Annotated in this window: 23 protein-coding genes and 1 pseudogene; 12 read left to right on the top strand and 12 right to left on the bottom strand. The window is 70.7% G+C overall.

Annotation, left to right across the window (positions count from 1 at the left end; genetic code table 11):
- Positions 1 to 6 precede the first annotated feature (6 nt).
- The 6 genes from ACFZAM_RS25825 to ACFZAM_RS25800 all read left to right on the top strand — a co-directional run bounded on the left by ACFZAM_RS25825 (position 7) and on the right by ACFZAM_RS25800 (position 3,542).
- Positions 7 to 801, top strand: coding sequence for a type III pantothenate kinase (locus tag ACFZAM_RS25825; protein WP_355342247.1), 795 nt, complete (start codon positions 7 to 9; stop codon positions 799 to 801).
- Positions 802 to 975: 174 nt separating this feature from the next.
- A complete protein-coding gene (locus ACFZAM_RS25820; RefSeq protein ID WP_355342249.1) occupies positions 976 to 1,755 on the top strand; it encodes a hypothetical protein in 780 nt (259 codons plus the stop codon).
- Positions 1,756 to 1,815: 60 nt separating this feature from the next.
- Positions 1,816 to 1,992 (top strand): hypothetical protein, encoded by a 177-nt coding sequence (locus tag ACFZAM_RS25815; protein ID WP_355342252.1) that lies wholly within the window; start codon positions 1,816 to 1,818, stop codon positions 1,990 to 1,992.
- A 166-nt stretch (positions 1,993 to 2,158) separates the two neighbouring features.
- Positions 2,159 to 2,554, top strand: coding sequence for a BlaI/MecI/CopY family transcriptional regulator (locus ACFZAM_RS25810; protein WP_355342255.1), 396 nt, complete (start codon positions 2,159 to 2,161; stop codon positions 2,552 to 2,554).
- A 9-nt stretch (positions 2,555 to 2,563) separates the two neighbouring features.
- Complete coding sequence (locus ACFZAM_RS25805) at positions 2,564 to 3,082, top strand: amino-acid N-acetyltransferase (RefSeq protein ID WP_355342258.1); 519 nt, start codon at positions 2,564 to 2,566, stop codon at positions 3,080 to 3,082.
- 121 nt (positions 3,083 to 3,203) lie between these two features.
- Complete coding sequence (locus tag ACFZAM_RS25800) at positions 3,204 to 3,542, top strand: Lsr2 family protein (RefSeq protein WP_355342261.1); 339 nt, start codon at positions 3,204 to 3,206, stop codon at positions 3,540 to 3,542.
- Here ACFZAM_RS25800 and ACFZAM_RS25795 read toward each other — a convergent pair.
- Complete coding sequence (locus tag ACFZAM_RS25795; protein ID WP_355342264.1) at positions 3,473 to 4,057, bottom strand: SCO3374 family protein; 585 nt, start codon at positions 4,055 to 4,057, stop codon at positions 3,473 to 3,475. The genes ACFZAM_RS25800 and ACFZAM_RS25795 overlap by 70 nt on opposite strands.
- Before the next feature lie 434 nt (positions 4,058 to 4,491).
- Between ACFZAM_RS25795 and ACFZAM_RS25790 the strand changes: the two genes are divergently transcribed.
- A complete protein-coding gene (locus tag ACFZAM_RS25790) occupies positions 4,492 to 7,011 on the top strand; it encodes an ATP-dependent Clp protease ATP-binding subunit (protein WP_355342267.1) in 2,520 nt (839 codons plus the stop codon).
- Between the two features lie 1,265 nt (positions 7,012 to 8,276).
- On the opposite strand, the pseudogene ACFZAM_RS25785 reads toward ACFZAM_RS25790, so the two are convergent.
- The 3 genes and pseudogenes from ACFZAM_RS25785 to ACFZAM_RS25775 form a co-directional block, all read right to left on the bottom strand.
- Positions 8,277 to 8,417, bottom strand: a pseudogene (locus ACFZAM_RS25785) (hypothetical protein); the annotation flags it as partial.
- The gene (locus ACFZAM_RS25780; protein ID WP_391049639.1) at positions 8,398 to 9,027 is read right to left on the bottom strand and encodes a trypsin-like peptidase domain-containing protein; all 630 of its coding nucleotides are present in this window, start codon (positions 9,025 to 9,027) and stop codon (positions 8,398 to 8,400) included. The pseudogene ACFZAM_RS25785 and the gene ACFZAM_RS25780, both read right to left, overlap by 20 nt.
- A complete protein-coding gene (locus ACFZAM_RS25775) occupies positions 9,024 to 9,377 on the bottom strand; it encodes a trypco2 family protein (protein WP_391049637.1) in 354 nt (117 codons plus the stop codon). The genes ACFZAM_RS25780 and ACFZAM_RS25775 overlap by 4 nt, the downstream gene beginning before the upstream one ends.
- Before the next feature lie 499 nt (positions 9,378 to 9,876).
- On the opposite strand from ACFZAM_RS25775, the gene ACFZAM_RS25770 reads away from it, so the two are divergent.
- Complete coding sequence (locus tag ACFZAM_RS25770) at positions 9,877 to 10,614, top strand: M23 family metallopeptidase (RefSeq protein ID WP_355342273.1); 738 nt, start codon at positions 9,877 to 9,879, stop codon at positions 10,612 to 10,614.
- Between the two features lie 174 nt (positions 10,615 to 10,788).
- Here the strand turns inward: ACFZAM_RS25770 and ACFZAM_RS25765 are convergent, their stop codons facing one another.
- Positions 10,789 to 11,367, bottom strand: a complete 579-nt coding sequence (locus ACFZAM_RS25765) for a helix-turn-helix domain-containing protein (protein ID WP_355342276.1) — start codon at positions 11,365 to 11,367, stop codon at positions 10,789 to 10,791.
- A gap of 234 nt (positions 11,368 to 11,601) precedes the next feature.
- On the opposite strand from ACFZAM_RS25765, the gene ACFZAM_RS25760 reads away from it, so the two are divergent.
- The gene (locus ACFZAM_RS25760; protein ID WP_391049634.1) at positions 11,602 to 13,176 is read left to right on the top strand and encodes a DHA2 family efflux MFS transporter permease subunit; all 1,575 of its coding nucleotides are present in this window, start codon (positions 11,602 to 11,604) and stop codon (positions 13,174 to 13,176) included.
- Positions 13,177 to 13,245: 69 nt separating this feature from the next.
- Here ACFZAM_RS25760 and ACFZAM_RS25755 read toward each other — a convergent pair whose 3' ends face one another.
- Both ACFZAM_RS25755 and ACFZAM_RS25750 read right to left on the bottom strand, forming a co-directional pair.
- Positions 13,246 to 13,605, bottom strand: a complete 360-nt coding sequence (locus tag ACFZAM_RS25755; protein WP_355342282.1) for a hypothetical protein — start codon at positions 13,603 to 13,605, stop codon at positions 13,246 to 13,248.
- On the bottom strand, positions 13,602 to 14,978 hold the full coding sequence (locus ACFZAM_RS25750; RefSeq protein ID WP_391049632.1) for a transcriptional regulator: 1,377 nt from the start codon (positions 14,976 to 14,978) through the stop codon (positions 13,602 to 13,604). The genes ACFZAM_RS25755 and ACFZAM_RS25750 overlap by 4 nt, the downstream gene beginning before the upstream one ends.
- Before the next feature lie 158 nt (positions 14,979 to 15,136).
- On the opposite strand from ACFZAM_RS25750, the gene ACFZAM_RS25745 reads away from it, so the two are divergent.
- Together ACFZAM_RS25745 and ACFZAM_RS25740 are read left to right on the top strand one after the other, a co-directional pair.
- Positions 15,137 to 15,637, top strand: a complete 501-nt coding sequence (locus ACFZAM_RS25745; protein WP_355342288.1) for an ATP-binding protein — start codon at positions 15,137 to 15,139, stop codon at positions 15,635 to 15,637.
- A 109-nt stretch (positions 15,638 to 15,746) separates the two neighbouring features.
- The gene (locus ACFZAM_RS25740; RefSeq protein WP_391049630.1) at positions 15,747 to 16,157 is read left to right on the top strand and encodes a hypothetical protein; all 411 of its coding nucleotides are present in this window, start codon (positions 15,747 to 15,749) and stop codon (positions 16,155 to 16,157) included.
- Between the two features lie 84 nt (positions 16,158 to 16,241).
- On the opposite strand, the gene ACFZAM_RS25735 is transcribed toward ACFZAM_RS25740, so the two are convergent.
- From ACFZAM_RS25735 to ACFZAM_RS25715, 5 genes are all read right to left on the bottom strand, one after another.
- The gene (locus ACFZAM_RS25735) at positions 16,242 to 17,516 is read right to left on the bottom strand and encodes an ATP-binding protein (RefSeq protein WP_391049787.1); all 1,275 of its coding nucleotides are present in this window, start codon (positions 17,514 to 17,516) and stop codon (positions 16,242 to 16,244) included.
- A gap of 87 nt (positions 17,517 to 17,603) precedes the next feature.
- On the bottom strand, positions 17,604 to 18,287 hold the full coding sequence (cseB, locus tag ACFZAM_RS25730) for a two-component system response regulator CseB (protein WP_355342294.1): 684 nt from the start codon (positions 18,285 to 18,287) through the stop codon (positions 17,604 to 17,606).
- A 4-nt stretch (positions 18,288 to 18,291) separates the two neighbouring features.
- The gene (locus ACFZAM_RS25725) at positions 18,292 to 19,089 is read right to left on the bottom strand and encodes a hypothetical protein (protein ID WP_355342297.1); all 798 of its coding nucleotides are present in this window, start codon (positions 19,087 to 19,089) and stop codon (positions 18,292 to 18,294) included.
- Positions 19,077 to 19,808, bottom strand: a complete 732-nt coding sequence (locus ACFZAM_RS25720; protein WP_391049628.1) for a SigE family RNA polymerase sigma factor — start codon at positions 19,806 to 19,808, stop codon at positions 19,077 to 19,079. The genes ACFZAM_RS25725 and ACFZAM_RS25720 overlap by 13 nt, the downstream gene beginning before the upstream one ends.
- Before the next feature lie 459 nt (positions 19,809 to 20,267).
- Positions 20,268 to 21,236, bottom strand: coding sequence for an A/G-specific adenine glycosylase (locus tag ACFZAM_RS25715; protein ID WP_391049627.1), 969 nt, complete (start codon positions 21,234 to 21,236; stop codon positions 20,268 to 20,270).
- A gap of 139 nt (positions 21,237 to 21,375) precedes the next feature.
- Between ACFZAM_RS25715 and ACFZAM_RS25710 the strand changes: the two genes are divergently transcribed.
- Positions 21,376 to 22,275 (top strand): hypothetical protein, encoded by a 900-nt coding sequence (locus ACFZAM_RS25710; RefSeq protein WP_391049625.1) that lies wholly within the window; start codon positions 21,376 to 21,378, stop codon positions 22,273 to 22,275.
- The last annotated feature ends 64 nt before the right edge of the window (positions 22,276 to 22,339 follow it).

The following is a 22,339-nucleotide window of genomic DNA, read 5'->3' as shown; positions in this document are numbered from 1 at the left end:
GGGCGCATGCTGCTCACCATCGACGTCGGCAACACCCACACCGTCCTCGGGCTGTTCGACGGGGAGGAGATCGTCGAGCACTGGCGGATCTCCACCGACCCGCGCCGTACCGCCGACGAACTGGCCGTACTGCTCCAGGGCCTGATGGGGATGCACCCGCTGCTCGGCGACCTCGGCGACGGCATCGACGGCATCGCGATCTGCTCGACGGTGCCGTCGGTGCTGCACGAGCTGCGCGAGGTGACCCGCCGCTACTACGGCGACGTCCCGTCGATCCTGGTCGAGCCGGGCGTCAAGACCGGTGTGCCGATCCTGGTCGACCACCCCAAGGAGGTCGGCTCCGACCGGATCATCAACTCGCTGGCCGCCGTGCACCTCTACGGCGGCCCGTGCATCGTCGTGGACTTCGGCACGGCGACCACCTTCGACGCGGTGTCGGCGCGCGGGGAGTACGTGGGCGGCGCCATCGCGCCCGGCATCGAGATCTCGGTGGACGCGCTCGGCATGCGCGGCGCGCAGCTGCGCAAGATCGAGCTGGCCAGGCCGCGCAGCGTCATCGGCAAGAACACGATCGAGGCCATGCAGTCCGGCATCCTCTACGGTTTCGCCGGGCAGGCCGACGGCATCGCCGAGCGGATGGCGCGCGAGCTGGCCGACGACCCGGACGACGTGACGGTGATCGCGACGGGCGGCCTGGCGCCGCTGGTCCTGGGCGAGGCGTCGATCATCGACGAGCACGAGCCCTGGCTGACGCTGATCGGACTGCGGCTGGTGTACGAGCGGAACGTCCAGACGTCGTAGCGCCCGGGGTGTACGCCGTGTTGCCCGGCGTGTCTCGCCGTGTCTCGCCGTGTCGCCCGGCGGTACGGGGCGGCTCCGGGCCGTACGGGGGGCTTGCGGCGGTACGGGGCGGGCGACGCACCCGAGTGCGCGAGGATGCGTGTGATTTGTCCGGTTAAAGACTAATCTTTCGCTATGCCCACGCCACACGGAAACCGAGGCGGGATGGCGTTCAGCGCGGACGAACTGCGCGTGCTGCGCCGAGCCCTGGCGGAAGTCCTGTCCCCTTACGCGGGCCGGACCGACACCGCCGCCGCCGACGCCGTGCTCGCGCCGCGCCCGGCCGAGCACGTACGCCCGGCGGAACAGCTCCGCGGACCCGTACGCCCCGCCGCACAGGCGCGCGTACCGGCGCGGCCCGCCGAGCACGTACAGGAATACCTCCGGCTCGTGCACGCCGTGGACGACGCGGTGGCCGAGGCGGGACGGCTGCGGTCGTTCCTGCTGGACGAGCTGAGCCGGTACCGGCAGGCGCTGCCCGGAAGCGCGGGCGGGTATCTGGAACGGCTCACCGCCGCGCTCGCCGGCGGCTACGTACCCGGCGCGGACGACCTCGCCGCACTGCGCCGCCTGCGGGCCGCACCGAGCGGAACCCCGGAGTACCGGCGGCGCACCGCACTGCTGCGCCGCTGCGAAACCCTCGCAGAGAACGACGTACGACTCCGTCTGGAGGCCCATATGACCACGTCGCGCCGCCTGCTCGCCCTTCCGGGCGCCCGTTCCGCCACCGCCGCGGACCCGGCGGAGAAGAAGCCGTCCCCGGCTCCTTCGCCCCGCCCGAAGTCCCCGGCGCCGTCCCCCTCGCCGGGGCCCGGCGAGGGCGCGCCCAAGCGCCCGCCGACGCCCGCCGAGATCTGGCCGCCCGGCCGCAAGCCCGCCGCGCCCAAGCGGGACGACGAGGCCCGCTCGGCCTGACGGGCCCCGCCGCACCCACCCGCCGTCGGCGGCGCGGGAGGCGTGGCTACGCTGGTCGGTATGGACTACGTATCCGCGATCGTGCCGCCGCTGGTGATGGCGATCCTCTTCATCGCCGTCATCGTGACGATCATCAAGAACCAGGGCGGGGCCAACAAGGCCAAGGAGGACGCGGCGGTGGACGCCGCCTTCGCCCGCGCCGAGGCCGCGCGCCAGCCCTCCGCCGAGGACCGCTGACGCCCGCCGCGGCATTTGACGGCCAAGGAAATCAATATCATCTGATACTTGGCCGAAGATCCATGCCCGATCCACGGACCGGTGCGCGGCGCCCGACAAGGCGCCGTGCGCCGGTCCGACCCGTTTGGTCCCGATAAGCGGAACGTCTGCGGCTAGTATCCGGAATGTGCCCCGGCCATTGGGAGACCTCGAAGACGCCGTCATGACGCGAGTGTGGGAGTGGAACCGACCGGTCACGGTTCGTGAGGTCCTGGAGGATCTCTCACGGGATCGATCCATCGCGTACACAACTGTCATGACCGTAATGGACAACCTGCGCCAGAAGGGCTGGCTCCGCCGCGAGGAGGAAGGCCGCGCTTATCGTTATGAGGCCGTTTCGACGCGTGCCGCATACTCTGCCGCACTGATGAACGAAGCGTGGTCCGCGAGCGACAACCCGGCCGCCGCGCTCGTCCACTTCTTCGGCATGATGTCTCCGGAACAGCGTGAAGCGGTCCGTGACGCATTGCGCATCATCCAGTCCGTCGACCCCTCCGGTCCTGCGGATCCCGAAGGGCGATAGCGTCCGCACATGCCCCTCATGTCGAATGACGTCACCATCCGCCGGGCGCGCACCGGCGATGTCGCCGCGGTACGGACGCTGCTCGACTCCTATGTGCGTGACGGCATCCTGCTCGACAAGCCGACAGTGACCCTTTATGAGGACATCCAGGAGTTCTGGGTCGCGGAACGGGACGAGGACGCGAACGTGGTCGCGTGCGGCGCCCTGCACGTGATGTGGGAGGACCTGGCCGAGGTCAGGACGTTGGCGGTGGACCCGACACAGCGCGGCAAGGGTGTCGGCCACCAGTTGCTGGCAAAGTTGCTGCACACCGCACGCTGGCTGGGAGTCCGCCGAATTTTCTGCCTCACCTTCGAAGTGGACTTCTTCGCGAAGCACGGCTTCGTGGAGATCGGGGAGACGCCGGTCGACGGCGATGTCTTCGGCGAGCTCCTCCGTTCCAATGACGAGGGTGTCGCGGAGTTCCTGGACCTGGAGCGAGTGAAACCGAACACCTTGGGCAACAGCCGCATGCTGCTGCAACTCTGACCGTTCCGGTTTGTCCGGATCGCGCTACCTCGCGGGCGCCCGTTCGTGCAAGGGGTTTGTGTTTTTCCCGCAAAGGCGCTTTGCTTTTACCGTTAATCCGTTTTCGATGAAAGGGAAGCCGGTGGCTCAGAAGGTCCAGGTTCTTCTTGTTGACGACCTCGACGGCGGCGAGGCGGACGAGACCGTCACGTTCGCTCTCGACGGTGTGACCTACGAGATCGACCTCACCACCGCGAATGCTGACAAGCTCCGCGGGCTGCTCAACCCGTACACGGACAGTGGCCGTCGTACCGGCGGACGGGCCGGTCGTGGCCGCACCAAGGCGGTCCGCGGAGGCGGCGCTTCCGGTCCCGACACCGCGAAGATCCGTGCGTGGGCCAAGGAGAAGGGTTACGAGGTCAACGACCGCGGTCGTGTTCCGGCCACCATTCGTGAGGCGTACGAGAAGGCCCACGGCTGATCCTGGCTACGCGTCCGCAGCGTGATCCGGTGGCAGGCCGTCGCAAGGGCGGCCACCAGTGCCGTGAGCCCGATGGGTACCCCCGTTCCATCGGCTCCATCCGTGACACGCAGCGCGGGCACCGTGGACTCGACTTCGCACCCCGGTCGGGGAGGCCGCAGCCACACCGGCGCGGACCGGTCGTACGCGGCCTCCCGGCGGCCCCACTCGGGGTGCGCGGGCGCTCGCATCGGAGCGCCGGACCCCAGCGCCGTCAGATCCAGCCGGATACCGCCCCACTCCAGCCACTCCAGCAGCCCCGGCAGCTCCTCGGCGGATCCGGCGGCCACCAGCAGCCGGATCCGGTGGCCGTCCAGCGCCACCGGGCCGAGCTGGCCCGGCCGCGGGAAACGGTTCAGCATCGCCAGACCCGCCTCCGCGGGCACGTCCACCGCGTCGAACCGCACCCCGGTGACCAGACCCGGCGGCAGCGCCCCGGTGGTCGGCCACCCCAGTTCGTGCTCGTACCAGCCCATGCCGTGTGCAACTGCCCGCCGGGGCAGGGGTTACGGCGGCGACCACGTACCGTCGATGGGTGAACACGTTCGGTGTCGGCCGGAAGTGTCCGTAACGGCGCAAGGTTGTTCGCCCTTAGCGCACTCCCCAGCCGCTTTCGGCATGGAGTGTCCTGGGCAGAGGGTAAGAAGTACCTAGTGGGAAGGGCTGGTGTTCGAGCAGGCGAGGGCGTGCGTTCGCCACGGGCGTACTTGATAAAGGGGTATTCGCCTGGCCTGCGGGAACATCGTCTCGCACCATCGAGGTTGTGTGAGTGACGTCAGCCGGTAGCGCAGCTTTCCTCGCGCGAGCGGGGGTGGATACGTGAGCGGCGCCGCTGTGCGGGACTAGCATGCGGAAGGACAGGGAGGGGACCGACCCCTCACTGCCCGACCGCTCTGAGGAGCGATTAACGATGTTCGAGAGGTTCACCGACCGCGCGCGGCGGGTTGTCGTCCTGGCTCAGGAAGAAGCCCGGATGCTCAACCACAACTACATCGGCACCGAGCACATCCTCCTGGGCCTGATCCACGAGGGTGAGGGTGTCGCCGCTAAGGCCCTGGAGAGCCTCGGGATTTCGCTCGAGGCGGTCCGCCAGCAGGTGGAGGAGATCATCGGCCAGGGCCAGCAGGCCCCGTCCGGCCACATCCCCTTCACCCCCCGGGCGAAGAAGGTCCTGGAGCTGTCGCTCCGCGAGGCCCTCCAGCTCGGCCACAACTACATCGGCACCGAGCACATCCTGCTCGGCCTGATCCGCGAGGGCGAGGGCGTCGCAGCCCAGGTCCTGGTGAAGCTGGGCGCCGATCTCAACCGGGTCAGGCAGCAGGTCATCCAGCTCCTGTCCGGCTACTCCGGCGGGAAGGAGTCGGCCACGGCAGGCGGCCCGGCCGAGGGCACCCCCTCGACCTCGCTCGTCCTCGACCAGTTCGGCCGCAACCTGACCCAGGCCGCTCGTGAGACCAAGCTCGACCCGGTGATCGGGCGCGAGAAGGAGATCGAGCGGGTCATGCAGGTGCTGTCCCGCCGCACCAAGAACAACCCCGTGCTCATCGGCGAGCCCGGCGTCGGCAAGACCGCCGTCGTCGAGGGCCTGGCCCAGGCGATCGTCAAGGGCGAGGTGCCCGAGACGCTGAAGGACAAGCAGCTCTACACGCTTGACCTCGGCGCCCTGGTCGCCGGCTCCCGCTACCGCGGTGACTTCGAGGAGCGCCTGAAGAAGGTCCTCAAGGAGATCCGCACCCGCGGCGACATCATCCTGTTCATCGACGAGCTGCACACCCTGGTCGGCGCCGGTGCCGCCGAGGGCGCGATCGATGCCGCCTCCATCCTCAAGCCCATGCTGGCCCGCGGTGAGCTCCAGACCATCGGCGCCACCACGCTGGACGAGTACCGCAAGTACCTGGAGAAGGACGCGGCCCTCGAGCGCCGCTTCCAGCCCATCCAGGTCGCGGAGCCGTCGCTCCAGCACACCATCGAGATCCTCAAGGGCCTGCGCGACCGGTACGAGGCGCACCACCGGGTGTCCATCACGGACTCCGCCCTGGTGGCCGCCGCGACCCTGGCCGACCGGTACATCTCGGACCGCTTCCTGCCGGACAAGGCGATCGACCTGATCGACGAGGCCGGTTCCCGGATGCGCATCCGCCGGATGACCGCGCCGCCGGACCTGCGCGAGTTCGACGAGAAGATCGCCGACGTGCGCCGCGAGAAGGAGTCCGCGATCGACTCGCAGGACTTCGAGAAGGCGGCCTCGCTCCGGGACAACGAGAAGCAGCTCCTCGCCGCGAAGACCAAGCGCGAGAAGGAGTGGAAGGCCGGCGACATGGACGTCGTCGCCGAGGTCGACGACGACCTGATCGCCGAGGTCCTGGCGACCGCCACCGGCATCCCGGTCTTCAAGCTGACCGAGGAGGAGTCCTCCCGCCTGCTGCGCATGGAGGACGAGCTGCACAAGCGCGTCATCGGCCAGCGGGACGCCGTCAAGGCGCTCTCCAAGGCCATCCGACGCACGCGTGCCGGTCTGAAGGACCCCAAGCGTCCCGGTGGCTCGTTCATCTTCGCCGGCCCGTCCGGCGTCGGTAAGACCGAGCTGTCCAAGGCGCTCGCCGAGTTCCTCTTCGGCGACGAGGACGCGCTGATCGCGCTCGACATGTCGGAGTTCAGCGAGAAGCACACCGTCTCGCGGCTCTTCGGCTCGCCTCCCGGCTACGTCGGGTACGAGGAGGGCGGCCAGCTCACCGAGAAGGTGCGCCGCAAGCCGTTCTCCGTCGTCCTCTTCGACGAGGTCGAGAAGGCCCACCCCGACATCTTCAACTCGCTGTTGCAGATCCTGGAGGACGGTCGCCTGACCGACTCCCAGGGCCGGGTCGTGGACTTCAAGAACACGGTGATCATCATGACCACCAACCTCGGCACCCGGGACATCTCCAAGGGCTTCAACCTGGGCTTCGCCGCCCAGGGCGACACGAAGTCCAACTACGAGCGGATGAAGAACAAGGTCAGCGACGAGCTGAAGCAGCACTTCCGCCCGGAGTTCCTGAACCGCGTCGACGATGTCATCGTCTTCCCGCAGCTCACCGAGGAGGACATCCTCCAGATCGTCGACCTCATGATCAGCCGGGTCGACGAGCGGCTGCGCGACCGCGACATGGGCATCGAGCTCAGCCCCGACGCCAAGGTGCTGCTCTCCAAGCGCGGCTACGACCCCGTCCTGGGCGCCCGGCCGCTGCGCCGGACCATCCAGCGCGAGATCGAGGACTCGCTCTCCGAGAAGATCCTCTTCGGCGAGCTGCGCCCCGGTCACATCGTCGTGGTCGACGTCGAGGGCGAGGGCGAGACGGCCAAGTTCACGTTCCGTGGCGAGGAAAAGGTCACGGTCGCGGACGCGCCGCCGGTGGAGACGGCGAGCGGGCCGAATCTGACCAAGGACGCGTAGCGCCTCCGGCGCGGTAGCGTCCGCCGCGACAGCGGCGCAGTGAGGGGCGGGCCCCGGACCAGCGGTAACGGTCCGGGGCCCGCCCCTTTTGTCACCTCGGGGCGTGGACGGTGACCTTCACGCGCGGGATGCGGTCGGCGTTGAGGACGGGGCCGAGGCCGGTGACCGTGACCTTGGTCAGAGCGGGAAGGGCCGCGAGCGGCGCCAGGTCGACCGGGCCGGGGTCCCTGGGGCAACGCGCTTCCAAGATGGCGGTCGTGAGCTGCGAACCGAGCCAAAAGAACGACCGCGGCGTCTCCACCGATGGACCACGCCACCTGGACGACGGCCGAGGCCTCGTCGCGGCTCAGCCTTTCCGGGCCCGGAAGCAGTTCCAGGACCAGCGGGCCGACGCTCACCCGTCCTTGGACGTCCTCGGCCGTCCGTGGCGGGATGAGCCTCTCCGCACGATGCACCACCTCCGCGCGGACCCGCGGGTCCAGCTCTGTGGCGTGTTCCAGGCACGCCGTCGCCAGCAGGTGCAGCCGGGCTGAGTGGTCCGGTTCCGCGTCGCCGCGCTCGATCAGCTTCCGCAGCAGCCTGGCCCGCTCGGCCGGGCGGCCGTGGGCGACGGCCATGCGGATGACGTCGGCCCACTGGTCGTGGTGGGCGTTGGCGGCCAGCAGGTCGAAGTCGAGGTCTTCGACGGCTGCGCGGGCGGCCAGGAAGTCCTGGAAGGTGCGGTGGATGAAGTCGACCGTGTCCGGCGTGGGCTCGCGCAGCAGCCCGCTGCGGTCGCGCAGGTGGCAGTAGACGGAGGCGCTGTCGCCGAGCGCGGCGGCGGACGGCATCGCGGGCAGGGCGGCTGAGATCAGGCTCATGGCGTCGGAGATGTCCATCTCGGCCTGGCCGTTCTTCACCAGCCAGTACGCCAGCTTCTGGAGGAGCTGGATCTGCGGTTCCTCGGTGAGCGGGGTCGCCAGACCGCGTTCGCGGTCACGGCGGATCAGCAGCATGCCGAGGGCGGCGTCGTACAGCTCCTTGCGGCCGGTGGGGAGGTAGCCGCTGCGGTCGCGGTGCAGGGCGCAGATGAGGCCGCACATGAGCGGGTTCGTGGCGAGCCGGGCCAGGTCCTGCTTGGTGTGGAGGGCGTCGAGGAGGGTGCGCTGGTACGTGTCGAGGCGCGCCCGCTCCTCGGGCTCCTCGTCGGGGACGCTGGCGCGGGCGGCGTCGTGCCAGCGCTCGGTGAAGGCGCGGATGTCGCCCCGGCTCATGGGGGAGAGGGTCAGGTCGGTGAAGCCCTCGTCGGCGAGCCAGGAGTCGGAGACGGCCGTCGGGCGGGACGTGACCAGCCAGCGGTTGCCGGGATACGCGGCGAGCAGGCCGCGCAGCCAGTCGCCGACGCGCTCACGGGACCGTTCGTCGATCTCGTCCAGGCCGTCGATGAGGACCAGCCCGCGCCGTTCGGCCAGGACGTCGCTGCCAGCCGGTCGGGTCGGTGGTCACGACGCCGATCAGGACGTCACCCGCGAAGACGGCGGCGCCGGACATGCCCGCCCAGGGGGAGAGGCCGTCGGGGCGCGGCGCGGGCGGGGTGCCGTCGACGGCGAGTACGTCCCGGCCGCCGAGCAGGCCCGAGCCGGGCTTGTACGTACCGGTGAGCTGTTCGGTGTCGAGGCCGCCGGTCGCGTCGCGCTGGGCGTAGGGGAAGCCGATCGCCTGGCAGTCGGGGACGGGGGCGAGGGAGGACAGCATGGCCCACAGGTTGGGGCGACCGCGGGCGAAGGCGCTCTCGTCGGCCAGCGGCCGGGGCGCGACGAGGACGGCCACGTCGGTGCCCGACGTGTTCTCGTACCAGCGGCCCGCGACGCGGCAGCCGACCTCGCCCGCGCCGCCGAGCACGGTGACCCTGGCCTCGTCCGTGCCCGCCACGAGGTGCGCGGCCGTCAGGACCAGCGTGGGCGTCAGCAGGTAGCCGCTGCCCTGGACGCCTCGGCTGCGGACGACCGTCAGCCGCTCCCGTAAGGGTCCGCTCACCGGGGCGGCCGGGGCGCGTCACCCGGCAGGGTGCCCTCGTCCGGGGCGGCGATCTCCACCGGCCGGCCCGTCGCCGCGTCCTTCGGGCGGAGCGTGAAGGAGACCGTGTGGGTGCGGCCCGTGGTGCGGGCGGTGTCGGCGCCCGCTTCGACGACCACGGCCTTGATCCCGCCGTGGCCGGTGCGGACGCGTTCGAGGGTGACGGCGAATTCCATGTGGATCTCGCCGACCTCGAAGCGGACGGCTTGGCCCGCGCCGCGGGCGGCGCCCGTGACGAGGCCGTGGCGGACGGCTTCGACGGCGTCGGCCAGGTCGATGGCGTCGAGCGGTGTGTGCGGCAGATCCGGCATGGAGCCCCCCTTGTGTCCGGGCCTCACGATAGGGGCGGGAATGTGACCCGCGCCACGAATTGGTGCAAGGGGGCGGGTTCTAAGGGGCGGGGAAGTGGCGGCGGTCACAGGTCCTTGGTCCCGGTGGAATTCGCCGAATCGCGTGGCGAGGTGATGTGCCCCATGTGAGCCAGGCCACTTACTAAGCGAAATAGTGGCGGGTTCGCGGGGTGTGCGGAGCCTGTGGATCACGCACAGGCGGGGGACAGGGAAGTGAAGGGGCGGGGCCCTTGATGCCCGTTTTGGTGCGACTTGAGTGCGGGGGCGTACCGGGCATTCGACGTAAAAAGGGTGAAGGGAAGGGCGGAATCCGAGAGGTCGGCACTACGACCGCGCTTAGTAATAGGGGTCCTTGTGGTCCGGCGGAATGCCGCGTTACCAAGGATGGGCAACGAGCCGCAGTCGGATGTTTCGGATCTCCGGACCTGTTGCTCCCCCCTTTCAGTGAGGTTGTTTCTTCATGCGCAAGAACTCGACGATGAACCGTGCCCCGAAGTCCGTCACCCGTGGCCGTGTCGCGGTAGTGACGGGCGGACTGGTCGCGGCGCTCGCCCTGGGCTCGACGGCGGCGATCGCCGCCGACACGCAGCACGAGGGATTCCTCGCCGCCGGGACGGCGAGCAGCATCTCCGACGTGGTGCAGAAGCAGGCCAGCGGCCAGCAGGCCACCGCGGCCAAGGTGAAGGCCGACGCCGCGAAGACCAAGGCCGCCAACGAGGCCAAGGCCAAGGCCGCGGCCGACGCCAAGAAGCGCGCGGACGCCAAGGCCGCCGCCGACCGCAAGGCCCGCAGCGCGTCCTGGGTGACCCCGACCAGCGGTTACGTGATCGGCGCGGGGTACGCGCAGGCCGGTCCGCACTGGGCGCACACCCACTCCGGCCAGGACTTCGTCGTGCCGAGCGGCACGAGCGTGCGGGCCGCGCACACCGGCACCGTCGTGACGGCGGGCTGGGGCGGCGCGTACGGCAACAACATCGTGATCAAGCACGCGGACAACACGTACTCGCAGTACGGCCACCTGTCGCACATCGGCGTGCACGTCGGCCAGAAGGTGGACACCGGCCAGGAGATCGGCAAGTCCGGCTCCACCGGAAACTCGACCGGTCCGCACCTGCACTTCGAGATCCGCAAGACCCCGTACTACGGCTCCTCCGTCGAGCCGCTGCACTTCCTGCGCACGCACGGCGTGCACGTCTGACGCACATCTGACGTACGTCCGACGCACGTCTGATCCCACCAGTCGTACAAGAGATCCAGTCGTACAAGAGAGACGGCGGCCGTCAACATCCGGCCGCCGTCTCTACCCGTGCGAGGACCCTCGGAAGAGCCCCTCAGCCCCTCGCAAGCTCAGCCCCTCGTAAGCTCAGCCCCCTCAGACCCCCGCCTCGGCCTCCGCCTGGGCGACCAGGTCGAGCGCGACGTCGAGGATGGCGGCGCGCTTGGCGGCCGGATCGCCCTCGATGTCGCGCATCGCGAACATCCCGGCGTGCATGGCGAAGAGCGCGGTCATGCAGCGCACCTGCGCGGGCATCGGCCACTCCGGCTCCCTCAGCAGCCCGCTCAGCGAGCCGATCTTGCCCTTGAAGGACTCGCCGATGCTCAGCTCGCGCACCGTGGCCTGGTTCTCCTGGAAGAACCGGAACAGCGCCTCCGCGCCCCACAGCGCCTCGCTGTAGCGGCGCAGCACCTCCTGCTTGGTGGCCAGCGTGCGCGGCTGCTCGTTGCCCCAGGCGATCAGCGCGTCGACCGGTTTCGACAGGTCCTGCGCGATGCTGATGAGGATGTCTTCCTTGGTTTTGAAGTGGTAGTAGAGCGCCGCTTTGGTGACGTCCAGATGCTCGGCGATCTCGCGCAGTGAGGTCTTCTCGTAGCCCTGCTCCGCGAAGAGTTCGAGGGCGACGTCCTGGATGCGGCGGCGGGTGTCGCCGCGGCGGGTCTGCGCTGTGACCATGGCTGTGCACTCCTGCTGCGCTCGCGTCGGGCAGACGGAGCCCGACCGGCTCGACGGGCTGTACGGGGCATGACGGTACGGCCTTGGTCAAACCCTACGCACTTACTTGACGCCCGGCTAGTTACGCCCGTACCTTCATTCCGTACCTAGCTAGCCGGGCGGCAAGTAAGCGGACGGCGAAGTGAGTGTCGCCGGAGCCGGAGAACCGCCCTCACCGGGGGAGGACCCACCGCCATGTCCCAGACCGACACCGCCGCCGCCGTCAAGGCGGAGCCGCGACAGCGCAGTGTGCGCGTCGTCATGGCGGGCCTGCTGATCGCGATGATGCTCGCGATGCTCGACAACATGATCATCGGTACCGCGATGCCGACGATCGTCGGCGAACTCGGCGGGCTCAACCACCTGTCGTGGGTCGTCACCGCCTACACGCTGGCCACCGCCGCCTCCACCCCCATCTGGGGCAAGCTCGGCGACATGTACGGCCGCAAGGGCATCTTCCTCACGTCCATCGTGCTGTTCCTGCTCGGCTCCGCGCTCTCCGGCATGTCGCAGACCATGGACCAGCTCATCAGCTTCCGCGCCGTCCAGGGCCTGGGCGCCGGCGGTCTGATGGTCGGCGTGATGGCGATCATCGGCGAGATGATCCCGCCCCGCGAGCGCGGCAAGTACCAGGGCATGATCGCCGGTGTCATGGCCATCGCCATGATCGGCGGCCCGCTCGTCGGCGGCAGCATCACCGACAACTGGGGCTGGCGCTGGAGCTTCTACATCAACCTGCCGATCGGCGTCGTCGCCCTCGCGATGGTCACCATCGTGCTGCACCTGCCGAAGAAGCGGCGCTCGGGCCGTATCGACTACTGGGGCGCGTCGCTGCTCACCGTCGCGATCACCTCGCTGGTCCTGCTCACCACCTGGGGCGGCACGCAGTACGCCTGGGGGTCCGCGCAGATCATCGGCCTGCTCGTGCTCGGCCTCGTCTCGCTCGCGGCCTTCCTCTACGCCGAGACCCGCGCCGCCGAGCCGGTGCTGCCGCTGCGGATCTTCCGCAACAGCAACTTCTCGCTGATCTCGCTGGTCGGCTTCATCGTCGGCTTCACGATGTTCGGCGCGATGACCTTCCTGCCGCTGTACCAGCAGACCGTCCAGGGCGCCTCCGCGACCAACTCGGGACTCCTGCTGCTGCCGCTGCTCAGCGCCATGCTCGTCGTCTCCATGGTCGCCGGACGCATCACCACCTCCACCGGCAAGTACAAGATCTTCCCGCTGGTCGGCGGCGCCTTCATGACCTTCGGCCTGTTCCTGCTCTCCACCATGGACGTCAACACCAGCCGGTTCACCTCCGGCCTCTACATGGCCGTACTGGGCGTCGGCATGGGCTTCGTCATGCAGATCACGATGCTGATCGCGCAGAACAGCGTCGAGATGAAGGACATCGGCGTCGGCTCCTCGTCCTCCACCCTCTTCCGTACGATCGGCGGCTCCTTCGGCGTCTCGCTCTTCGGCGCCCTGTTCACGCACACCGTCTCCCACGGCATGGCCTCCAGCGCCGCCGGAGCCGGTTCCGGGGCCGCTGGAGCCGGTGCCCAGCTCGACCGGGCCACCATCGCCAAGTTCCCGCCGGCCGTGAAGGACGCCTACTTCCACGCGGTCGCCGACGGCACCCACACCGTCTTCCTGTGGGGCGCCGTCATCAGCGTCGTCGGCTTCGCCGCGGCCTGGTTCATCACCGAGACCCCGCTGCGCGCCGCGGCCCCCAAGGCCGCCAGCTCCGAGGACGAACAGCCCCCGGTCCTGGCCGACGCCATCTGATCATCTGACCGTTACCCCGTACGAGCCCCGCGCCCGCCCCGGCCGACGCGGGGCTCGGTCGCGCCGCGGCTACGACGCGGCCTCGACCGCCTCGAAGATGTCCGCGTCCGTTTCCCGCTGCCAGGGCGGCAGCTCAGCCCAGTCCGCGACATACCCGGGCTTCGGGTCCTCGAAGTGCCGGTAGATCTGCGCGATCCAGCACGTCGCCACGAACCGCCCCTTCTGCTCCCGGCCGAGCCTGCCCGCGTGCCCGCCGCTCACCGCCAGGAACTCCCGCACCTGCCCCTCCACGGCCGCTGCCGACGCCCGCTCCCACTCCGGCGTCGCCTCCCACGGCGTTACGTACCCGGCCTTCGGCTCCCCCGGGAAGTGCCGGTGCACTCCGGTGATCCACGCCTCACGAAACAGGCGTCCAGGTTCTTGTGTCACGTTCGGACTCCCAACGCTGTCATGCGGTCGGACAACTCCCGGACCCGCCTGTCGGACACGTACGGCGTGAGATGACTCCTCAAGCCGTGCAGTTTTTGGATCATGTAACCCGACCTGGTCCGGTATGCCACGTCCACCGCGCCCGTCCCATGGCTCACCAGCCGGTCGATGTCCTTGCGGCGGGCACCGATCACGGCGAGGTCGGTGAGCACCGAGCCCTGGCGGCGCGGGGAGAGCGGTTCACGAAGCGCTCTCGTGAGAGCCTGCTCGGCCAGGTCCAGCCGACCCAGGGAGATATAGGCGGCCCCCCGTTCCTCCGCCAGTCGGTCGCCGGTGAAGCGCAGCCAGCCGCCGGGGGCGGGGCCGGTCAGATCCTGCACGCCGGCCGCCTCGTCCAGCGCGCGGTTGCAGCCGTCCGCGTCACCCAGCCCGGCGAGGACCTGCGCCCGCACGGATGCGACCCAGTGGCGGGTGGGCAGCTCACCGTCTCCGTTCCGCGCGAGGGCCGCGGCTGCCTCAAGCAGCGGAAGCGCCTCGTCGTACTGGCGCGCGTAGAGACTGACGAACGAGTGCCGGACCAGCGCACAGGCCCACAGATCCCGGTCCCCGGCTTCCTTGCTCGCGTCACCGGCCAGCAGGTAGCACTGAGCGGCTTCGGTGTACCGGTTCGCGTCGAACCAGACCTCGCCGGCGAGTTGGGCGATGTCGCCGACCATGCCGCACAGTTCGCGGTGATCCGAGGCCCGCTGCCCTCCCCTCAGGGCAGAGGTGAGAGAGGCGAGTTGTTCCCGCACCAGCGGATACACCGACTGCTTGGTCGATGTCAGACCGTAGACGCTCCATAGATCGGCATTGAGCGTGCTGCGCTCACGCATGTCCTCGGTGGGAGCCGCACCGGTCTCGGGCGGCGCCACGGGCTGCGGGAGCGCGACTATCGCCCCCGTGACGCTGACGAGTCGTAGGAACTCACGACGGATCATGTCCTCAAGAGTGCCTGAGTCGGGCTCCTGAACGAACGCGTTGTCGATATGGATTGGCCCGCCGTGTCCGGTCGCGGTCCTGGCCCTGGTCCGTCCGTACGTCGCCCGCCGGACGGTCACCGCGACTGTGCTGATCGTGGCCCGCCGTGGGCTGAATCCCAGGTCGGTCAGGGAGCGACCGGTGAGTTTGTGCAGCACGCGCTCGTAGACAGGCCGGGGGCTGGCGACCTCTCCGCGCTCCCACGCCGCGATGAGGCGCGGAGTGCAGCCGGTGTTCTCGCCCAGAGTTGACGCCGTGGCGTTGACGTGTCGGGCGAACTCGGTCCGGCTCATGCGGAACTGAGCTTCCCGCACATCGCGGATGACGTTGTTGGGCTTGGCGTCTGCGGTCATCTCGGCTCCGGCACTTCAGCACGTTGACGGTCAGAACGTAGCTTCTGAAGCGGCACGTTGGAGGCTGGATGCCCGGTCGGGGCGACTCCGATGTGCGAATTGCATGCTTCTTACACGTCGGTGGCCACGCGATCGCCGGACGCTATCGGTTTTCCTCGATGAGCAACTACGAGCAACTACCGGAGACGCTGCTCATTCTGGAACGGAGATCGCCCATGCCGACCAAAACCGTTGCGCCTCGCGGCCGGCCCCGCATGATTGCGCGGCATCGCATCGCACTCGGGCTGAGGCCCGAACTCGCCGAGGTGGGCCGTGCGCGCCACGAGTTGCGTGACCGCCTGGCCGAGTGGCGACTGAGCGAGGCAGCGGACGTGGCGCTGATCGTGCTCAGCGAACTGGTCGGCAACGCGTTACAGCACGCGCCGTGCCCGAGCATCGCGTTGACCGTGACCGCAGCCGACGGTCACGTGCTGATCGAAGTACGCGACGGCTCGCGCCGTCCGCCGGTCATCGACCGCGGCCCCGATCGCTACGGCGAGACCGGTCGCGGGCTGCCGTTGGTGGCCGCGCTCTCGCGGGACTGGGGCTGGACACCGCACGAGAACGGCACGAAGACGACGTGGGCCGTCGTAGCCGCTTTGGTGCGCGAGCCCGCGTGACCGTCACCCCCCCCCGTATTTCCGTGGAAGAGACCCGGCCCTCCGGTCGGGCAGGCCCCGGTTCGATTCCGGGCGACGCGACTTCGAGAACAACCATGGAGGGTCCGCCGTGAACGACTTCGTGCCCGCACCCTTACCCGTGTGCGGTGCCCGCCGCCTCCTGCCCGACCAACTCGTGCCCGCGGCCAGGGCGTTCGCCCCGCCCGACACCACGGAGCCCGAGCACGTGGACCGCGACCTGCGATGCGTGCTCCAGGCCCACGCCGCAGGTGACCACCACGCGTACGTGATGCACATCGACGGCCGCGACACCGGTTCGGTCTGGGCCCGGTGGGACCGAAGCGAGGGGCCACTCGCCCTCACGGTGCTGCCCGACTGCCGGGTACGCGCGCCCGAACCGCTGGACGAGGGGTGCTGCCAGTACGCGGACCATCCCGGCGGCCACTGCTACGAACTCACCGACCCCTGGCAGCCAACGGCTGTCCCCGCGGTGTCCACCGCCCACCCGCGGGAGATGTAGACGCGTGCCATTCGACTGCGACCGACATTCGCGTGGCGGGAGGCCACTGGATTGTGCAAGCCCCGCGAAGTGCCGGACCCACGGCTACTCGCGGGGCAGCATCAGTTGCGCGACCGCGCCGCCGCCGTCCTCGGCGGGGACGTTGCGGAAGGTGAGGCGGGCGCCGAGGACGCGGGCCTGGCCGGTGGCGATCGTCAGGCCCAGGCCGTGGCCGCCGCCCGAGCGGGCGGCGGAGCCCGTACGGAAGCGGTTGGGGCCGTCGCGCAGGAGGTCCGGGGGGAAGCCGGGCCCGTGGTCGCGGACGCGCAGATAGGGGCCGTCGACCACCACCTCGACGGGGGCGCCGCCGTGCCGGGCGGCGTTGGCGAGCAGATTGCCGAGGATGCGCTCCAGGCGGCGCGGGTCGGTGGGCACGACGGCCTCCTCGGCCACCGTGACCGAGGCGTCCGGCGCCAGTGCCACGACGCGGCGGCGGACGAACTCGCCGAGCGCCAGCTCCTGGAGGTCGGCCTGTTCCGCGGCGCCGTCCAGCCGCGCCACCTCCAGGACGTCCTCGACCAGCGTCCGCAGCGCGTGCACGCGGTCGCGCACCAGCTCCGAGGGGCGGCCGGGCGGCAGCAGCTCGGCGGCGGTGACCAGACCGGTGACCGGCGTCCGCAGCTCGTGCGCGATATCGGCCGTCACCCGCCGCTCGGCCTCCAGCCGCAGTTGCAGCGCGTCGGCCATCGCGTCCACGGCCCGCGCCAGCTCGTCCGTCTCGTCCCGTACGCGCCGGCCGCCGATCGCCTCGCGCACCCGTACCTCGGTGTCGCCGTCCGCGACCTTGCGGGCCGCGACCGCCGCCTTCCGCAGCCGCCGCGACATCCGGCCGCCGATCAGCACGCCGATCGCCGTACCGCCGACGACGACCGCGAGCGACCCGGCCACCAGCGCCTGGTCGAGGTCGTCCAGCACGGAGTAGCGGTCGGTGAAACCGGTCTTCAGCGACAGCACCCGGCCGTCCGCGGCGGGCGTCTCCGCCCACACCATCGGGTGACCGCCGGTGTCCTGCACATACGTGGCGCGCTGCCCCTTGGCCGCGAACTCCTTCAGCTCGCGCGGCAGCTCCGGGTCGTCGATCTTGGCGTAGAAGACCAGCCGCCCGGTCGTCTCGTAGATCCGCAGCGCCGACTGGACGCGCTCGTCCTGGACGTCACGGGTGCTGTTGATCATGCTGACCCGCGCCGCGTTGTGCACGACCAGGCTCAGCGCGAGCGCGACCAGCGCCGACACCACGGCGATGGCCGCGGCGATCTTCCAGCGCAGACCGGCACGGAACCAGCGCGGGCCGGTACCGAAGCGGCGCGGGCCGGTACGCAAGCGGCGCGGGCCGGTACGCAAGCGGCGCGGGGCTCCGGGGTACGAGGAGGCGGACGGCGAGTCCGCCGGACGGGACGGCACGCGACCTCAGGCCCGCAGCTTGTAGCCGAAACCGCGGACGGTCTCCAGCCGGTCCTGGCCGATCTTGGCGCGCAGCCGCTGCACATGGACGTCCACGACCCGCGTGTCGCCGCCCCACTCGTAGTCCCAGACCCGCTGGAGCAGCCGGTCGCGGGAGAGCACGGTGCCGGGCGCGCCCGCGAATTCCAGCAGCAGCCGCATCTCGGTCGGGGTCAGCGCCAGCCGCTCCCCGGCCCGCGTGACCACCATGCCCTCGGGGTCGATCTCGATGTCCCCGAAGGAGAGCTGCGGCGCGTCGTCCAGCCCGTCGTCACCGCCCGCCGCCCGGAAGCGGCGCAGTACGGCGCGGATGCGCGCCACCAGCACCGCGCCGTCGAACGGCTTGGTCACGTAGTCGTCGGCCCCGGCCTCCAGGCCGAGCACGATGTCGATGGCGTCGGCCCGCGCCGACACCATGATCACCGGCACCGTCGACTCGTCCCTGATCCGGCGGCACAGCGACACGCCGTCCAGGCCCGGCACCATCACGTCGAGCAGCGCGAGGTCCGGCCTGCGGGCGCGGAAGGCCGTGAGCCCTTCGAGCCCGTCGGGCGCGGCCGTGACCTCGAAGCCGTCGCGTTCCAGCGCGAGAGTCGTCGCCTCGCGGATGACGTCGTCGTCCTCGACGAACAGGACATGAGTGGCGGCCACCGGGCTATTGTCCCTGGCCGTGCTGGACGGCGTCGCCGTCGGCCGACATCTGCGGGGCCGTCGAACCGGCAGCGGCGGGACTGCTCGGCCTGCCGGACACGCCGGAGGAGGGGGATTTGGCCGGCGCCGGGGTCGTGGTCTCCGCCGCCGGCACGCCGGGGTCGACCGGGTCCGACTTGGGCAGCGGCGCCGGGTCGGTCGAGGTCGGCTCGGGCGAGACGGTCGGGGTCCGCGCGCCGAAGTCCGAGAAGTCCCGCGCGACCTCGACGAAGCGCTGCCCGCGCCAGGCGTACGTGATCGACTCCTGCCCGGTCGGATACGTCGCGGGGTCGTCGGTCCTGTACACCTCGTGGATGATCTGGAGCCGCCCGTCCTCGACGCTGCCGTAGACCGGCGGCTGCTCGTCCGCGAACACGTTCTGGTACTTGCCGTTGACCATCCGGTACACGTACGCGGCGATGCCGAGGCCGTCGCCGCACGTCGTCACGTTGATCACCAGGTCGGGGCCGTCGCCCGCCGTGAGGTCGCCCGAGTCGGTGTCCATCGGGTAACCGGCCCCCACGCACGGCGTCAGATCCTCGCGTACGTCCGCGCTGACGCTGTTGTCCTTGCGCACCATCGTGGCCAGCGCCACCTGGTCGGCGACGATCGCCGGGGCGACGGTGGACGGCGTCTTCACCCGGGTGGCGGCCGGCGCCGGGCCCTCGCGGCGGGCGCCGGTGGCGGCCGTACCGCAGCCTGCGACCACGACGCACGCGCACGCCAGCGCGCCCGTCGCGAGAGTCGAGGCTACGCGGCCCACACGCCCTCCATGCGTTCCATCGGTTCCCGGCCGAGCGCGGCCGGGTCCAGCGGGTCGGTCGATCCGGCCGACCCGGTCGAGCCGGCCGTGCCGAGCGGAGCGGCCGCGCCGAGCGGTCCGGTCGCGTCCGTCGAATGAGCCGGGTGCGTCGAGTATGCCGATTCCGGTTGGGACGCGTCACGCCCGGCAGAGTCCCGGTCCACCGCGTCCAGCCGGGAGTAGCCGTAGCGGCCGTGCTCCAGTTCGTACCGCAGCCGGGCCAGCGCCCGGTGCAGGGTGCTCTTCACCGTACCGGTCGACATGCCCAGCGCGCGGGCCGTCTCCTGGGTGGAGAGCTGGCCGTAGTGCCGCAGCATCACGACCTGCCGCTGCTTGGGCGCCAGCACCGTCATCACGTCGAGCAGCATCTCGCGGTCCGCGCGCTGCTCCGAGCCGTCGTCCACGCTCGCGTCCGGCAGCTCGCCCGTGGGCACCTCTTCCAGCTTCCGGTTCCGCCACCACTCGGTACGGGTGTTGATCATGACCCGGCGCATGTACGCGTCGGCCAGCGTCTTGTCGGCGATGCCCTCCCAGCGCGGATACGTCCGCACCAGCGCGGTCTGTACGAGGTCCTGCGCGTCGACCGGATTGGGCACCAGGCGGCGGGCGCTGCGCAGCAGGGCGTCCTGCCGAGTCCGCACGTACTCCTCGAACTCCAGTACCTCGCCGTTCCCCGCCATGGTGTGACTCCGTCCCGTGCCTGCCTGCCGCTGTCGTCGTTCCCTGCCGACATCGAGGACGCTACGGAGCGGATGTTGGGCTTTCGCCACCGCGAGCGCACAGCGGCCTCACAGCAACCCATCGGTTCTGTAACGGGTGGAATGCAAGCCGTGAATGGCTATGAATAGGAGCTTTCCGTGATGAAACGGGCATTTGCGGACCCGAGAAGTCAAGCGTCACAGGGGGCGCGGCCCACGAAAGCCGAGGTGGGAGTGGGGATGGGGGCGGGCACGCGGCACCGCCGCGGGAGGGCGCGCGGCACCGCCGGGCCCGGATCATCCGGAGACCGTGCCCGGCGCAGAGCTGTGACGGTTACGGCGCTGTGACGGATGCGGCGCTGAAGCGGATACGGCGCGGTGGCGGATACCGCGCGGTGACAGATACGGCGCTGCGGCGGATACGGCGGTGGCGGGTACGCCCTAGACCGGCAGCCGGTACACGCCGTCCGCCAGCGGCTCGACCAGGCCGTCCTCGACCAGGCCGTCCAGCGCCCGGGCCCGCTGCACCGGCTCGTGCCACACGGCGTCGAGCGCGGCCTGCGGTACGGGAGCGGTGGAGGCGCGCAGGACGGCCAGCAGCCGGCCGCGTACCTGCCGGTCGGTCCCGGCGTACGTCTGGCCCCGGCGCGGCGGCCCGTCGTGCGCGGGCGAACCGGCCAGCCGCCAGACGCAGCGCGCCGCGATCGGGCAGCGCCCGCACTCGGGGGAGCGGGCGGTGCACACCAGCGCGCCCAGCTCCATGGTGGCCGCCGCCCACCGCGCCGCGACCGGCTCCTCGGCCGGGAGGAGCGTCTGGGCGGTCCGCCGCTCGGCGGCCGTCGTCGCGTTCGGCGGATACGCGGTGCCGGTCACCGCGCGGGCGAAGACCCGCCGCACATTGGTGTCGAGCACGATGTGCCGCCGCCCGTACGCGAAGGACGCGACGGCCGCCGCCGTGTACTCCCCGACACCGGGCAGGGCCAGCAACTGACCGTGGTCCTCGGGGACTTCGCCGTCGTGCTGGGCCGCTATGGCGGTGGCCGCCGCGTGCAGCCGCAGCGCGCGGCGCGGATAGCCGAGCCGCCCCCAGGCGCGTACCGCCTCGCCGGGCGACTCCGCCGCGAGGTCGGCCGGGCGGGGCCAGCGGGCCAGCCACTCCTGGTGCACCGGCAGCACCCGGACGACCGGCGTCTGCTGGAGCATGAACTCACTGACCATCACCGACCACGCGCCCGCGTCCGGCCGCCGCCAGGGCAGATCGCGGGCGTGCTCGCCGAACCAGTCGATCACCAGGTCGTGCAGTTCGGTGACGGCGGCCGGGGAAGCCGGGGGGACCGCCGAACCCGCGGGGGCGGCCGGGGACGTGCGGGCTGAGGTGCTGACGGAAGCGTCGCGGATGTCGGTGCTCATGTCCTCCCGATCCTCGCACAGGCCACTGACAGCGACCGGCCGTCCCCTTAAACGTGATGATCGGCAAAGACCGGGCGCCGAGCGGCGGGTGTTGCGGCGAGGCGCGGGTGATCTCCCCTAGAGTTCGGGTGTGGGCTCAATGCGCAATCCCGTCGGACCTCTGCCGTCGACCATCTACTGGCGGCGGCGGGCCGTTGCGCTGTGTGTGCTCGCGCTCGTCGCCCTGCTGATTTTCTGGCTGGTCAACTCGACGGGCGGGGGCGGCGGTAGCGGCAACAACGGCTCCTCGGGCACCCACACGCCGGTCGGCACGATCACGCCGGGCCCCGAGCCGACCGGTACGCACATCACCGGGCGCCCCGGTGGCCGCGACACCTCGGGCGGCGACAGCGGCGGCTCCTCCGGTTCCTCCGCGGGCTCCTCCGGCTCCGACGGCGGCTCCAATGGCGGCTCCAACGGCGGTGCCACGGACGGAAGTTCGGCCGGTGCCGGTTCCTCGGGCGGCAACGACGGCGGTACGTCGGGTACGGCGGGCACCTCATCGTCCGGCGGCGCGGCCTCCGGCGGTGTCGCCACCAGCGGCGGCTCGGGCAACGGCGGCTCGGGCGGTCAACTGCCCGCCGGCTCCACGCTCCCCGACTGCTCGCCCGGCAGCGTCCAGCTCTCGCTGCGCAGCGTCCAGAACTCCTACTCGCCGGACGAGACCCCCGTCTTCGAGCTGCGCGCCGCGAATTCCGGATCCGTCTCCTGCAAGGTCGACTTCGGCCCCGCCAAGGCCGTCTTCACGATCACCTCGACCGCGGGCAACGCCCACACCTGGGCCTCCGACGACTGCCCCACCGCGGGCAGCGGCTCCTACCTCCTCCAGGTGCCCGCCCACGGCTCCACGACGTACACGCTCCGGTGGAACGCCAAGACCAGCTCCCCGAAGTGCGCGACCCCCAAGGGGAGCGCTGCCGCGCCCGGCACCTACCTGATCCAAGCCCGGCTCTCCGGCTACGGCGCCAAGCAGGTCTCCTTCGTCCTCTCCCAGGACTAACCCCGGGGGGCCCGGCCCCCCGGCCGTCCCCGGTCCGCCGCTTCGTGTGGGCGGCGGACGAGGT

The organism is Streptomyces sp. NPDC008079 (genome assembly GCF_042957385.1).
Classification (GTDB): Bacteria; Actinomycetota; Actinomycetes; order Streptomycetales; family Streptomycetaceae; genus Actinacidiphila.
The sequence above is the reverse complement of the archived record's forward strand: the minus strand, read 5'-3'. Positions and strand labels throughout refer to the sequence as shown.

Bases quoted from the DNA above. Each gene is read 5' to 3' on its own strand.
- ACFZAM_RS25825 (WP_355342247.1), top strand. From the start codon at position 7: ATGCTGCTCACCATCGACGTCGGCAACACCCACACCGTCCTCGGGCTG.
- ACFZAM_RS25820 (WP_355342249.1), top strand. From the start codon at position 976: ATGCCCACGCCACACGGAAACCGAGGCGGGATGGCGTTCAGCGCGGAC.
- ACFZAM_RS25815 (WP_355342252.1), top strand. From the start codon at position 1,816: ATGGACTACGTATCCGCGATCGTGCCGCCGCTGGTGATGGCGATCCTC.
- ACFZAM_RS25805 (WP_355342258.1), top strand. From the start codon at position 2,564: ATGCCCCTCATGTCGAATGACGTCACCATCCGCCGGGCGCGCACCGGC.
- ACFZAM_RS25795 (WP_355342264.1), bottom strand. From the start codon at position 4,057: ATGGGCTGGTACGAGCACGAACTGGGGTGGCCGACCACCGGGGCGCTG.
- ACFZAM_RS25790 (WP_355342267.1), top strand. From the start codon at position 4,492: ATGTTCGAGAGGTTCACCGACCGCGCGCGGCGGGTTGTCGTCCTGGCT.
- ACFZAM_RS25775 (WP_391049637.1), bottom strand. From the start codon at position 9,377: ATGCCGGATCTGCCGCACACACCGCTCGACGCCATCGACCTGGCCGAC.
- ACFZAM_RS25770 (WP_355342273.1), top strand. From the start codon at position 9,877: ATGCGCAAGAACTCGACGATGAACCGTGCCCCGAAGTCCGTCACCCGT.
- ACFZAM_RS25765 (WP_355342276.1), bottom strand. From the start codon at position 11,367: ATGGTCACAGCGCAGACCCGCCGCGGCGACACCCGCCGCCGCATCCAG.
- ACFZAM_RS25760 (WP_391049634.1), top strand. From the start codon at position 11,602: ATGTCCCAGACCGACACCGCCGCCGCCGTCAAGGCGGAGCCGCGACAG.
- ACFZAM_RS25750 (WP_391049632.1), bottom strand. From the start codon at position 14,978: ATGACCGCAGACGCCAAGCCCAACAACGTCATCCGCGATGTGCGGGAA.
- ACFZAM_RS25745 (WP_355342288.1), top strand. From the start codon at position 15,137: ATGAGCAACTACGAGCAACTACCGGAGACGCTGCTCATTCTGGAACGG.
- ACFZAM_RS25720 (WP_391049628.1), bottom strand. From the start codon at position 19,808: ATGGCGGGGAACGGCGAGGTACTGGAGTTCGAGGAGTACGTGCGGACT.
- ACFZAM_RS25715 (WP_391049627.1), bottom strand. From the start codon at position 21,236: ATGAGCACCGACATCCGCGACGCTTCCGTCAGCACCTCAGCCCGCACG.
- ACFZAM_RS25710 (WP_391049625.1), top strand. From the start codon at position 21,376: ATGCGCAATCCCGTCGGACCTCTGCCGTCGACCATCTACTGGCGGCGG.